9 protein-coding genes are annotated in these 13,025 nt (G+C 53.1%); 3 read left to right on the top strand and 6 right to left on the bottom strand.

Going from position 1 to position 13,025, the window contains the following annotated elements; translation table 11 throughout:
- Positions 1-153 precede the first annotated feature (153 nt).
- From lpdA to ampD, 6 genes are all read right to left on the bottom strand, one after another.
- On the bottom strand, positions 154-1,584 hold the full coding sequence (gene lpdA, locus E1N14_RS02235) for a dihydrolipoyl dehydrogenase (RefSeq protein ID WP_025009237.1): 1,431 nt from the start codon (positions 1,582-1,584) through the stop codon (positions 154-156).
- A gap of 157 nt (positions 1,585-1,741) precedes the next feature.
- Positions 1,742-3,718: a dihydrolipoyllysine-residue acetyltransferase gene (gene aceF / locus E1N14_RS02230; protein WP_062793713.1), complete on the bottom strand. Its 1,977-nt coding sequence runs from the start codon at positions 3,716-3,718 to the stop codon at positions 1,742-1,744.
- Positions 3,719-3,731: 13 nt separating this feature from the next.
- Positions 3,732-6,398: a pyruvate dehydrogenase (acetyl-transferring), homodimeric type gene (gene aceE, locus E1N14_RS02225; protein WP_044733568.1), complete on the bottom strand. Its 2,667-nt coding sequence runs from the start codon at positions 6,396-6,398 to the stop codon at positions 3,732-3,734.
- 72 nt (positions 6,399-6,470) lie between these two features.
- On the bottom strand, positions 6,471-7,223 hold the full coding sequence (gene pdhR / locus E1N14_RS02220; RefSeq protein ID WP_025886793.1) for a pyruvate dehydrogenase complex transcriptional repressor PdhR: 753 nt from the start codon (positions 7,221-7,223) through the stop codon (positions 6,471-6,473).
- 274 nt (positions 7,224-7,497) lie between these two features.
- On the bottom strand, positions 7,498-8,349 hold the full coding sequence (ampE, locus tag E1N14_RS02215) for a beta-lactamase regulator AmpE (RefSeq protein WP_025012050.1): 852 nt from the start codon (positions 8,347-8,349) through the stop codon (positions 7,498-7,500).
- Positions 8,350-8,402: 53 nt separating this feature from the next.
- Entirely contained in the window at positions 8,403-8,981 is a 579-nt protein-coding gene (ampD, locus tag E1N14_RS02210; protein ID WP_051547208.1) for a 1,6-anhydro-N-acetylmuramyl-L-alanine amidase AmpD, read from the bottom strand.
- A gap of 158 nt (positions 8,982-9,139) precedes the next feature.
- On the opposite strand from ampD, the gene nadC reads away from it, so the two are divergent.
- The 3 genes from nadC (at position 9,140) to pilB (ending at position 12,997) form a co-directional block, all read left to right on the top strand.
- Positions 9,140-10,000: a carboxylating nicotinate-nucleotide diphosphorylase gene (nadC, locus tag E1N14_RS02205; RefSeq protein WP_025012052.1), complete on the top strand. Its 861-nt coding sequence runs from the start codon at positions 9,140-9,142 to the stop codon at positions 9,998-10,000.
- An 867-nt stretch (positions 10,001-10,867) separates the two neighbouring features.
- The gene (locus E1N14_RS02200; protein WP_025012053.1) at positions 10,868-11,281 is read left to right on the top strand and encodes a pilin; all 414 of its coding nucleotides are present in this window, start codon (positions 10,868-10,870) and stop codon (positions 11,279-11,281) included.
- A 9-nt stretch (positions 11,282-11,290) separates the two neighbouring features.
- Positions 11,291-12,997: a type IV-A pilus assembly ATPase PilB gene (gene pilB, locus E1N14_RS02195; RefSeq protein WP_025012054.1), complete on the top strand. Its 1,707-nt coding sequence runs from the start codon at positions 11,291-11,293 to the stop codon at positions 12,995-12,997.
- Positions 12,998-13,025: the final 28 nt, after the last annotated feature.

The raw sequence follows: 13,025 nt of genomic DNA, 5'->3' as shown, positions 1-13,025 counted from the left end.
GGTGACCAATCTTGAATGTACCAGCTAGGCCGCTGAATTTCATCTTGCAAACAACAATTCATTTACATACCCGAGCCAAAGCACAAAAAAATCGGGCCCAGTCAACTGAGCCCGATTTCAATACTTCCTGGGGACAAACGCCCAATCAGCAGATTACTTTTTCTTTTTTGCCTTTGGGTTAGGCAGATCTGTGATTGAACCTTCGTAGATCTCTGCTGCCAGCCCTACAGACTCGTGCAGAGTCGGGTGAGCGTGGATGGTCAGCGCCAGATCTTCGGCATCACAACCCATCTCGATGGCCAGGCCGATTTCACCCAGCAACTCACCACCGTTGACACCCACAATGGCGCCACCGATCACTCTGTGAGTCTCTTTGTCGAAAATCAGTTTGGTCATACCTTCGCTGGCATCGGAAGCGATAGCACGGCCGCTGGCTGCCCATGGGAAGGTCGCGGTTTCGTAAGCTATGCCCTGCTCTTTGGCTTCTTTCTCGGTCAGACCAACCCAGGCCACTTCAGGATCTGTGTAAGCGATGGATGGGATGACTTTAGGATCGAAGAAGTGCTTCATACCGGCAATCACTTCTGCGGCCACGTGGCCTTCGTGGACACCTTTGTGAGCCAGCATTGGTTGACCCACGATATCGCCCACGGCGAAGATGTTGGCCACATTGGTACGCAGCTGCTTGTCGACATTGATAAAGCCACGCTCATCAATCTTGACCCCAGCCTTGTCGGCATCGATCAGCTTGCCATTGGGAGTACGGCCAATGGCCACCAGCACTGCGTCGTAACGCACTGGCTCGGCAGGCGCAGCCTTACCTTCCATAGACACATAAATACCGTCTTCTTTGGCTTCAACCGCTGTCACCTTGGTTTCCAGCATCAGGTTGAATTTCTTCTTGATCTGCTTGGTAAAGACCTTAACCACGTCTTTATCGGCCGCTGGGATCACCTGGTCGAACATTTCAACCACGTCGATTTCACTGCCCAGAGACGAGTAAACAGTACCCATTTCCAGACCTATGATACCGCCGCCCATGACCAGCATCTTGCCTGGTATCTCTTTCAGTTCCAGTGCATCGGTAGAGTCCCAGATACGTGGATCTTCATGAGGAATGAAAGGCAGCTGAATTGGGCGAGAGCCGGCCGCTATGATGGCGTTATCAAAGTTAACCACTGTGGTTTCACCGTCGGCACCTTTCACTTCGAGGCTGTTGGGGCCAGTGAACTTACCGAAACCGTTAACCACCTTCACTTTACGCATCTTGGACATGCCGCCAAGACCATTGGTCAGTTGGCCGATCACTTTCTCTTTAAAGCCACGCAGCTTGTCGAGATCGATCTTTGGCTCGCCGAACACAACGCCGTGATCCGATACCGCCTTGGCTTCTTCAATCACTTTGGCTACATGCAACAGGGCTTTGGAGGGAATACAACCCACATTCAGGCATACGCCACCCAGAGTGCTGAAACGCTCAACAATCACTGTCTCCAGGCCTAAATCTGCCGCGCGAAAAGCCGCAGAATAGCCAGCAGGGCCAGCACCTAATACCACTACCTGAGTTTTGATTTCGTTACTCATTTTTTCCTCTGATTTCTTTCATTCCGTTGGGGACTGCCAGCCCAACCTGCGATGCGCCAGCTCGAAAGTGCTTGTCTCGTAAGGTGGGCGCATTTTAACCCGTGTTTGACACTGATCACAATAAACAAAAGGCCGCCCCGAGGGGCAGCCTGTTGTGTTAGAGGATCATTGTACGAATATCGGACAAGATACCTGACAGAGTGACGCTGAAGCGCGCCGCCAGGGCCCCGTCGATCACCCGGTGATCATAAGACAGTGACAGTGGCAACATCAGCCTTGGCTCAAACTCTTTGCCGTTCCACTTGGGCTTGATCTCAGACTTGGACACCCCGAGAATCGCCACATCCGGATAGTTGACGATAGGCGTAAACGCGGTACCGCCGATACCACCCAGGCTGGAGATAGTGAAGCAGCTGCCTTGCATGTCGGCTGCCTTGAGCTTGCCGTCGCGGGCCTTGATCGAAATTTCGGTCAGCTCGCGGCTGAGCTCGATAATGCCTTTCTTGTCCACATCACGCACCACAGGCACAACCAAACCGTTTGGCGTATCGACCGCCACCCCGATGTGGAAGTACTTCTTGCGGATCAGCGATTCACCGTCCGGGCTCAGGCTGGAATTGAATACCGGGAACTGCTGCAGCGTCTTGGCAACCGCCTTCATCATGAACACCAGCGGAGTGATCTTCACATTCAGCTTCTGCTTGGCAGCCAGTTCGTTCTGCTGCTTACGGAAAGCTTCCATCTCTGTGATATCAGCCTCATCGAACTGAGTCACATGGGGAATGGTCACCCAGTTGCGGTGCAGGTTAGGGCCGGAGATCTTCTGGATCCGAGTCAGTGGTACTTCTTCCACTTCACCGAACTTGCTGAAGTCCACCTTAGGTGCATCGATAACCTGCAGACCACTGCCGCCGCCGACTGAGGTCGCCGCCGTAGCCTTGGGCCGTGACAGCTCATATTTCACATAGGCCTGCACATCCTCTTTGAGGATACGGCCCTTGCGACCTGTACCTTTCACCTGAGTCAGGTCAACACCGAACTCTCGGGCCAGGCGACGTACCGCCGGAGAAGCGTGTACCGCACCTGTGTTAGGCTGGGCACCCGCACTCGGATGATGCGGCACAGGTGGACGACTCTGCGCTGCAGGCGCGGCCGCCGGAGCCGGAGCTGCTACCTCTGCCTGAGCAGGAGCTTCTGCCGGTGCAGCAACAGAAGCCACCGCGGCGCCTTGGGTCTCAACCGTGGCAATCACGCTGCCCTGAGACACCTTGTCACCCACTTTGACGGTCAGAGAAACCAGCTTGCCACCGAAGGGCGCCGGCACTTCCATGGTTGCCTTGTCGGTTTCCAGCGTGATCAGCCCTTGATCGGCACTGATCTCATCACCTACCGCCACCAGCACTTCGATAACGTCCACATCGGCAGCATCACCGATATCGGGAACCGCAATCTCTTTCACTTCAACTGTGGCAGGCGCAGCTGACTGAGCGGCCGCTGGCTGTGCGGCTTCAGAAGCCGTTGCTTGCGGTGCTTGCGGTGCTTCGGCAGAGGCGCCAACTTCCAGCAGCAATACCAAAGAGCCCTGCGAAACCTTGTCGCCAACCTTCACTTTCAGTGACTTGACTGTACCCGCCTGAGGCGAAGGTACATCCATGGTCGCCTTATCGGTTTCCAGCGTGATCAACCCGGCATCGGCTTCGATAGCCTCACCTTCGCTCACCAGCACCTCAATAACATCGACATCTGCGGCATCGCCAATATCCGGCACTGTCACTTCGATGACCTGGCTGCCGCCGGCTGCAGCGGCCGGCGCCGCCTGTGCTGGAGCGGGAGCCGCTGCCGGGGCAGGCGCAGCTTCTGCCTTGGGCGCTTCTGCAACAGGTGCAGCTTCTGCGCCTTCGGCAGCCATCAAGGCTATCAATGTGCCTTCAGACACGCTGTCGCCAACGGCCACTTTCAGCTCTTTGAGCACACCGGCGAATGGCGCAGGAATATCCATGGTCGCCTTGTCGCTTTCAACGGTAATAATGGAGTCTTCAGCCGCCAGGCTGTCACCCACATTGGCACAGATCTCAATAACCTGTACCTCGTCCCCGCCAATATCGGGAACCAGTACTTGTTTCATATCAGCCATTCTGCTTCCCCTCTTACGCGTGCTGTGGGTCGATCTTGTCGGCGTCGATGCCGTATTCGGCAATGGTCTTGGCCAGAACATCTACCGGCAGCTCGTTACGGTCCACCAGCGACTTGAGCGCAGCAACCACGATGAACTTGGCATCCACTTCGAAGTGGTGACGCAGGTTGGCACGGCTGTCAGAGCGGCCGAAACCGTCGGTACCCAGCACCTTGTAGTCACAAGGCACATAAGCGCGCAGCTGCTCGCCGTAGATCTTCATGTAATCGGTCGCCACAATGGCAGGCGCATCTTTGGCCAGCACTGTGCTCACATAAGGCACCTTGGCGGTTTCTGTTGGGTGCAGCATGTTCCAGCGCTCAACCGCCTGGCCATCACGCGCCAGTTCGTTGAAGCTGGTAACGCTGAACACATCGGTGCTGATACCGAAGTCTTTCGCCAGCGCCTGTGCCGCCTTGCGCACTTGCTCGAGGATAGTGCCGCAACCCATCAGCTGGACTTTGCCTTTGCCGGAACCGGCAACGCTTTCCAACTTGTAGATACCCTTGACTATGCCCTCTTCCACGCCTTGTGGCATTTCAGGCTGAACATAGTTCTCGTTCATTGTGGTCAGGTAGTAGAAGATATCTTCCTGATCTTCACCATACATGCGGCGAATACCATCCTGAACGATAACGGCAATCTCATAACCATAGGTTGGGTCATAGCTGATGCAGTTAGGAATGGTGTTGGCCAGAATGTGGCTGTGACCATCCTGGTGCTGCAAGCCTTCGCCGTTCAGTGTAGTCCGGCCGGAAGTACCACCTACCAGGAAGCCACGGGCGCGCATGTCGCCGGCGGCCCAGGCCAGATCGCCGATCCGCTGGAAACCGAACATGGAGTAATAGATATAGAAAGGGATCATCGGCGTATCATTGACCGAGTAGCTGGTCGCAGCCGATACCCAAGAGGACATGGCGCCCAGCTCGTTAATCCCTTCCTGCAGTACCTGACCGGACTTGTCTTCACGATAGTAAGCAACCTGATCCGCATCCTGAGGCACATATTTCTGGCCTTCGTGAGCGTAAATACCCACTTGACGGAACAGACCTTCCATACCAAAGGTACGGGCCTCATCCGGGATGATAGGTACTATCTTCTTACCTATGCCCTTGTCTTTCAGCAAGGCGGTCAATACCCGCACAAAGGCCATGGTAGAAGAGATCTCACGGCCGTTGGAGCCTTTGAGAATCGCATCGAAAATCTTCAGTGAAGGCACTTGCAGCTCTTCGCTGAACTTCTGCCGACGGGCAGGCAGATAACCCATCAGGGCCTCACGGCGTTCCTTGAGGTATTTGACCTCTTCGGAATCCGGTCCAGGATGGTAGAAGGGGATCTCTTCCAGCTTGTCGTCAGGGATTGGAATGTTGAAGCGGTCACGGAAGTGACGAATGGCTTCAATATCCATCTTCTTGACGTTGTGGGCAATGTTCTTGCCTTCACCGGCATCACCCAGACCATAGCCCTTGACTGTCTTGGCCAGGATCACGGTTGGGCGACCCTTGGTCTTCTTGGCTTTATCGAGTGCGGCGTAAATTTTCACCGGATCGTGGCCACCGCGGTTCAGGCGCCAGATGTCATCGTCTGACATATTGGCTACCATCTCGGCAGTTTCAGGATACTTACCGAAGAAGTGTTCACGGGTCCAAGCTCCGCCTTTGGCTTTACAGTTCTGGTATTCACCGTCAACAGTTTCGTTCATCAGTTGCAGCAGCTTGCCGCTGGTGTCACGGGCCAGCAATGGATCCCAGTAACGACCCCAGATAACCTTGACCACTTCCCAACCAGCGCCGCGGAATTCACCTTCCAGCTCCTGGATGATCTTGCCGTTACCGCGCACAGGGCCGTCGAGACGCTGCAAGTTACAGTTAACGATAAACACCAGGTTATCCAGCTCTTCACGAGCGGCCAGGCCGATGGCACCCAGCGCTTCCGGCTCGTCACACTCGCCATCGCCCAGGAAGCAATATACTGTTTGCTCGGAGCAATCCTTAATGCCACGGTCAGTCAGGTACTTGAGGAAGCGCGCCTGATAGATGGCCTGGATAGGACCCAGCCCCATGGAAACCGTAGGGAACTGCCAGTAGTCAGGCATCAGCTTGGGATGCGGATAGGAGGACAGGCCTTTGCCATCCACTTCCTGACGGAAGTTGGCCAGCTGTTCTTCGCTCAGACGACCTTCGAGGAAAGAGCGGGCATAGATGCCGGGGGCAATGTGGCCCTGGAAGTAAACCAGGTCGCCGCCATCTTTCTCGTTGGGAGCACGGAAGAAGTGGTTAAAGCACACATCATAGATAGTGGCACTGGATGAGAAACTGGAAATATGACCACCAAGCTCCAGATCTTTCTTGGAACCACGCAGTACCATGGCCAACGCGTTCCAACGCACAATGGCGCGAATGCGACGTTCCATCTCCTGATTGCCCGGCATATGGGGTTCTTGCCCGGCAGGAATGGTATTCAGGTAAGCAGTAGTGGCAGTGTAAGGCAGGTGAGTACCGTTACGGCGAGCCTTTTCGATCAGCTTTTCCAACAGGTAATGAGCACGTTCGGGACCTTCCTGCTCCAATACGGCCTGCAGGGATTCTACCCATTCCTGTGTCTCTAACGGATCCAAGTCTTGTAGCATATTTTCAGACATGACACTGTCCTTCTATACATTGTATTAATAGTGATTACGACGTCCTAAGGTGGGCACTGGGCCGCCCCTGGGCTACACGCCGCTCTTCAAACGGCGCAGGCTACGCTGCAACCGGCTATCTTCTTCCCGTACCGACAACATGACTTCCTCGATATAACTCAAGTGGTCATTGGATGCTTCACGCGCGGCTTCGGGATCGCGGCGAACAATTGCGGCCAACAGGGCCCGCCTATGTTCATTTGCCATGGAAGAAGCTTCTTCGCGACGGCTCAGAAGCTCCAGGTTTTGCGCCACATTTTGATGCAGCACAGGAGTTAAACTCAGTACCAGATGCAGCATGGCAACATTGTGTGATGCCTCGGCCACTGCCCGGTAAAAATGCACAATGGCAGCGGCTTGCGCTTCGATACCCTCGGCGTCTTCCACTTCCTGGATCATCCGCTTGATATTCTGCATATCGGCGTCTGTTCCGCGCAGGGCGGCAAAATAGGCCATCATGCCTTCGGTGGCATGACGGAACTCCAGCAAGTCGTATTGACTCTCCGGATCACCCTGCATAAGTTCGACTATGGGATCGGCAAGACTCTGCCATAACTGTTCTTTGACGTAGGTACCACCGCCCTGACGGCGCAGCAGTAATCCTTTGGCTTCCAGCTTTTGAATCGCTTCCCGCAGTGAGGGGCGGGAGACTTCAAATTGCAACGCCAACTCGCGCTCAGGAGGTAACTTCTGACCCGGCTGTAGGCTGCCTTCAAGGATCATCTGTTCCAACTGATTCATGATGACGTCAGAAATCTTTGGCTGACTGATTTTGCTATAAGCCATCTGGCCCTCAGCTCCTATTGTAAATTGGTCTTACCAATTTCTACGAGTGAGCGCACTTTATCAAATCACACTTTTAAAGTCCAGTTAGTGATCTGCATCAAGTCAACTCACGATGTGTGAGCATAGCCTATATTTTTTCTTCTGGGGTCAGACCAATTAACAAGCCTCAACCAGCCTATTCCTTCACCGCTGCTCAACCTAGGAAAGTTGCAACAAACTCACCTTCCCTGCAGCGGTTAACCCATCAAAGCGCCCAAGCCGGTTCAGCGCTTGCTTAACTGACCAGACCAAAGATGGTCAACAGCGACAAAATAGTGATCAGCAAGGTCGAGTTGCGCTTACTGAGAGCCAGCAGTGCCAAGGTAGATTGTACTGAAACCGGCACATCTTCATCTTCCGGCAGGGTTTCGGCGGCAAGAGCCACTTCTGTCACTATTTCTCTCGGCTTAGAGTCCAGACTCAACGCCAGTTGGCACCAACGGGGAAAAGCATTGCTGAAATGGCCGCACAGCACATAGCCAAAGCCTATTATCCGTGCCGGCAACCAGTCGAGCCAATACAGCAGGGTATGTACCACGGGCCACTCTTTGCCAAGGCGCTGACGCCTTTCATCAAAAAAACGCACGCTGCAATAAAACACGGCGCCTACAGGGCCAAACAAGATAAGGAACAACGCGACGGCGCCATAATAACGATAGTTGAGCCAGGCTACGCTCTGCCCCACCCGACTGCCCAGCTCACGCTCGCTGACCGCATCAAGGCACTCACTGCAATCCAGCTCACCGGCAAAATGAAAACTGGCCTGCACATCACCACGGCAGGCAGCCTGCACATAACGCTTAAACAGGCGTCTTTGATACTGATGGGAAAAACACACTACCGCCAGCGCCACCCACAACAGCAGCGAAGGCAAACCCCAGAACCATCCATTCACTACCCATAGTGCCACTGCCACTGTCACGGCAGGCAATAGCAGCGCCAGTATCATACCGCCCACAGTACCCAACTGGCTGTCGGTAAACATCTGCTTTTGATACCAGCGCAGCCCGCTGTCCAACTGCCAGCGGGCAGGCAAGAGCTTCAAACGTTCAACAATAATTGCGACCAACAGGGAAAACAGTGCCATCTTTTCTTCTCCTTGCTATCTTGAGGCCTGCGGCCATAACAGAGCTACACCAGTCACAACGCCTGTAAATATCTTTGCCAATCAAATCCCGGGCCTGGGTCTGTCTTGCGCCCCGGCGCGATATCGCTGTGACCCACTATTCTCTCTTTGGTGATATCCGGGTAAGCCTGCTGCAAACTCTGGGTCAGGGTAATAAGTTTATGATACTGCTCTTCGGTAAAGCCGGAATCATCTGTGCCCTCCAGCTCTATACCAACGGCAAAATCATTGCAGCCGCTGCGACCTTCAAAGTTCGATACCCCGGCGTGCCAGGCGCGCTGATCCACAGAAACAAATTGGCGCAACTCACCATCACGGCGAATCAGAAAATGTGCCGAAACTTCCAGTCCTTTCAGCCCGGCGAAACTGGCATCGGCCTCAATGTCCAGAGTACCCAAAAATAGCTGCTCTATATAAGGCAAACCAAAGCGGCCGGCCGGCAGACTGATATTATGGATTACCAAAAGGCTCACCTCGCCATTGGGCCTGTGATTAAAGTGAGGTGAAGGGCTAGGCTCAGCCTCTTTATACCAGCCTTCAACCCATAGCTTATGCGCCAAATGCTCACTCTCCTGACTCGAATAACCATACATACAGCAGCACCTTGGCTGTAGTCACATTGGCTCAAAATAACTTCGAGCCTAGCCAGGGCCAATTGTGCCTCCAACACAATACCAGCAGCGCCCCTTATTATGCTAATCTAGCGGCATAAATTTCCCCAATAATCCCGAGTCAATCAAGGACGCGCATCATGCTCGAAAATGATATCAGGGTCAGTGTCAAAGCGGCACTGGACGAAGACCTTGGCCACCAGAAGGCCTCCGAGGGCGATATCACCGCCCTGTTGATCCCCGAAGATAAACACGCCGAAGCCACCCTTATTACCCGCGAAGAAGGTGTCTTTTGCGGTAAGGCCTGGGCCGAGCAGGTATTCAATCAGCTCGGAGGTGAAGTGGCGCTGCACTGGCATGTGGATGATGGCGACCTTGTGCTGCCCAATCAGCTGCTGTGTGAACTCTCCGGCCCGGCGCGCCTGTTGCTCACCGGCGAGCGCACCATGATGAACTTTATTCAAACCCTCTCAGGGGTAGCCAGCCTGACCAAAGTCTACTGCGACAAGCTGGTCGGCACCCAGTGCCGCTTGCTCGATACCCGCAAGACGCTTCCCGGCCTGCGCACAGCGCAGAAATATGCCGTCACCTGCGGCGGCGGCAAAAACCACCGTATCGGTTTGTTCGATGCCTTCCTGATCAAAGAAAATCATATTATGGCCTGTGGCAGTATCGCCAATGCCATCTCCGCCGCCCGTGAGCTACGCCCCGAAAAACCTGTGGAAGTGGAAGTAGAGAATCTGGAAGAACTGGCTCAGGCACTGGAAGCCGGCGCCGACATAGTCATGTTGGACAACTTCGATGTGACTATGATGCTGCAGGCAGTTGAACTCAATAACGGTTTCAAGGCCAAAGGGCTTGGTGCCAAACTCGAAGTCTCCGGCGATGTCACGCTGGAAACCATAGCGGCTTTCGCCCAAACCGGAGTCGACTATATCTCGGTCGGAGCTCTGACCAAGCATGTGCGAGCCATGGATCTCTCCATGCGCCTCAAGGGCTGATAACCTCCGGGGCATACCCTGAATTTCTATGGGTATGCCTTTCCAGCCAGGGCCCAACGGATAGCGGTTAAACCTGCAGATGAAGCAAGCCGTGGCAAAGTACTTGGCGCCAATCAATAAGCTCCAAGAAGTCATACCAAGCTGTGCTTTGCCAGATAGGCCCCCTCATAATCGACAAAACACCATCATATTCAAATAGCTAGAACAGCTATTCAGCAATATGCCAGTAAGCATCAGTCAATGATGCTCTTAATCAGCTGCTTGGCCAGTCCTGATACCGGTTGCAAACAGGTAAATGCTTGCTCACAACCCGCCTAATCACTAAGAAACAAAATTGCAACAATTGTATTTAAGCAAATGATAAAATTACCTGTTTTTTTGACAACGCCACTTCCCTGACACTTAATTCAGTAACTGTCAAAATACTGTTGCCGGTAAAACTTGGTGATCAGTAACATTTTTGATTTTTTTCCGAAATTTACGCTGCTTTTTACCGATTGTGGATTCCATTTTCAGTAACTTTATACTAACTTTTATGGCAGGCGAGATGGCCGTTTTTGGCCAACCTCACCGACAAGGTAACCACCCAAACTGATATTTGTTTATGGCATAACGCAGTTACAACTGTAAAATACATGCTTTGAGTAAATACTCAGTTCCTTGAGGTGCGGTTTGCCGGAACGACATACGATAAACTTAAATGGTTTTGCTGAACTGATTGAGTCTGATCCAACACGCTCTGGGGCATAAAGCCACCCGAGCTGGAATCGCCAGCAACACAACTGAACAGGTTTCAGGCTGGTAGGAATAAGAGTAACAGGGACTAAGTTACCGATTCGCTCAAGAAGGCAACGATGGAGAAAGCAAATGAAAGGTATCAAACTTAACAAACGCGCTCAGGGTTTCACCCTGATCGAACTGATGATCGTAGTAGCCATTATCGGTATTCTCGCGGCTGTAGCACTACCTGCATACCGTGAGTATGTGGCAACTTCACATGGCGGTGCTGTAATGAAAGGGGTCGCTGGTTATGTATCGAAAGCCCAGGCATGTATCCAAACCAATATTGGCTGCACTTCTTTAAATGCCGAAATTAAAGCAAATAGTAAAATCACAGATGTCACCGTCTCAGAGGCTAATGCCGTGGACTTGGTTTATTCTGATGGTGCTTGTGCAATTACAGCTAAGATAGGTGCTGATGGTGCTCTTGAGTACTCAATTGCTGCCGGTACTGATGGCACGGCAACAGCTGCTCAGTGCCAAGAAGGTGCAGGGCTGTAACAGTTTAGTATGCCAACATCCGGCTTACACCTAGGTCTGTCGACTCTTTTTATCCGTAAAGGTCTACTGACGGAAAATCAGTTAACCGAAACGATAAGACATTCCCAGAAAAATAAACAAACACTGGTCACCACTCTGGTGGCCAGTAATCTTTTATCCGCTCGCACTATCGCCGAACTCTGCTATGAAGAATACGGCACCCCGCTGCTGGATCTCAATGAGTTTGATTTAAACAGTATCCCGGAAGAATTTCTCAATAAAAAGCTGATCGATAAGCACCGCTGCCTGCCGTTATTCAAGCGTGGCAACCGCCTCTATATCGCCACTTCAGACCCCACCAATATTGCCGCCCTGGAAGATTTTCAGTTCAGCGCCGGCTTGCACGCCGAAGCGATACTGGTAGAGGAAGATAAGCTCAGTAAAGCACTGGAAAAAGTGCTTGAAGAGGACTTGAGTTCGCTGGATCTCGATGGCCTCGATGAGGAATCCCTCGCAGGTATCGAGGTCACCGACACCGACAAACGTCAACAGGAAGATGGTGAAAGTAAAGATGACGCCCCCATCGTCATCTATATCAATAAGATTTTGACCGATGCCATCCGCAAGGGCGCATCGGATCTGCACTTCGAACCCTACGAGAAGCGCTACCGCATCCGTTTCCGTATCGATGGCATCCTCCACGAGGTATCTGAGCCCCCCATTTCTCTCTCGGGCCGTATCTCAGCCCGCTTGAAGGTGATGTCCAAATTGGATATCGCCGAGCGCCGCGTTCCTCAGGATGGCCGCATCAAGATGAGGCTGTCGCGCAACAAGAGTATCGATTTCCGGGTCAGTACCCTGCCCACTCTTTGGGGTGAAAAGATAGTGATGCGGATCCTCGACTCGTCTTCCGCGCAATTAGGCATCGAAAAACTCGGCTATGAGGAAGACCAAAAACAAGCCTACCTGGAGATGCTGGCAAGGCCCCAGGGGATGATTCTGGTGACAGGCCCTACCGGCTCTGGTAAAACCGTTTCCCTTTATACTGGCCTCAATATCCTCAATACCGAAGAGCGCAATATCAGCACCGCCGAAGACCCAGTGGAGATCAACCTGGAAGGGGTCAACCAGGTACATATCAACCCCAAGGCAGGGCTAACCTTCGCCTCGGCGCTGCGCTCCTTTTTGCGTCAGGACCCGGATGTGGTGATGGTGGGGGAAATTCGCGACCTGGAAACCGCCGAAATCGCCATTAAGGCGGCACAAACCGGCCACTTGGTACTCTCGACCCTGCATACCAACTCATCGGCCGAGACTCTCACCCGCCTGCTTAATATGGGTGTTCCCGGCTATAATATCGCCAGCTCTGTCAACCTGATTATTGCCCAGCGCCTGGCCCGCCGCCTCTGCCCCGAATGCCGCCAACCGGAAGATATTCCCGAGCATGAACTGCTGCAACTGGGCTTCACTCAGCAGCAGATAGACGCAGGCTTTACCCCTTACAAGCCCTGTGGCTGCGATCTCTGCTCCGGTGGTTATAAGGGCCGGGTCGGTATCTATGAGGTAATGAAGATGTCCGACGAAATCGCCAGAACCATTATGGAGGGCGGTAATTCGCTGCAGATTGCCGCCACTGCCAAACAGCAGGGGATGCGTGATTTGCGCCTTTCCGGTCTTTTAAAAGTGATTCAAGGCGTCACCAGTATCGCCGAGATAAATCGGGTCACCAGCTACTGATTGAATTAGTAGACCTATTGGATATCCG

The organism is Shewanella algae, from assembly GCF_009183365.2.
Lineage (GTDB): Bacteria > Pseudomonadota > Gammaproteobacteria > Enterobacterales > Shewanellaceae > Shewanella > Shewanella algae.
The sequence above is the reverse complement of the archived record's forward strand: the minus strand, read 5'-3'. Positions and strand labels throughout refer to the sequence as shown.

Coding starts and splice junctions, on each gene's coding strand:
- lpdA (WP_025009237.1), bottom strand. CDS start 1,584: ATGAGTAACGAAATCAAAACTCAGGTAGTGGTATTAGGTGCTGGCCCT.
- aceF (WP_062793713.1), bottom strand. CDS start 3,718: ATGGCTGATATGAAACAAGTACTGGTTCCCGATATTGGCGGGGACGAG.
- aceE (WP_044733568.1), bottom strand. CDS start 6,398: ATGTCTGAAAATATGCTACAAGACTTGGATCCGTTAGAGACACAGGAA.
- pdhR (WP_025886793.1), bottom strand. CDS start 7,223: ATGGCTTATAGCAAAATCAGTCAGCCAAAGATTTCTGACGTCATCATG.
- ampE (WP_025012050.1), bottom strand. CDS start 8,349: ATGGCACTGTTTTCCCTGTTGGTCGCAATTATTGTTGAACGTTTGAAG.
- ampD (WP_051547208.1), bottom strand. CDS start 8,981: ATGTATGGTTATTCGAGTCAGGAGAGTGAGCATTTGGCGCATAAGCTA.
- nadC (WP_025012052.1), top strand. CDS start 9,140: ATGCTCGAAAATGATATCAGGGTCAGTGTCAAAGCGGCACTGGACGAA.
- E1N14_RS02200 (WP_025012053.1), top strand. CDS start 10,868: ATGAAAGGTATCAAACTTAACAAACGCGCTCAGGGTTTCACCCTGATC.
- pilB (WP_025012054.1), top strand. CDS start 11,291: ATGCCAACATCCGGCTTACACCTAGGTCTGTCGACTCTTTTTATCCGT.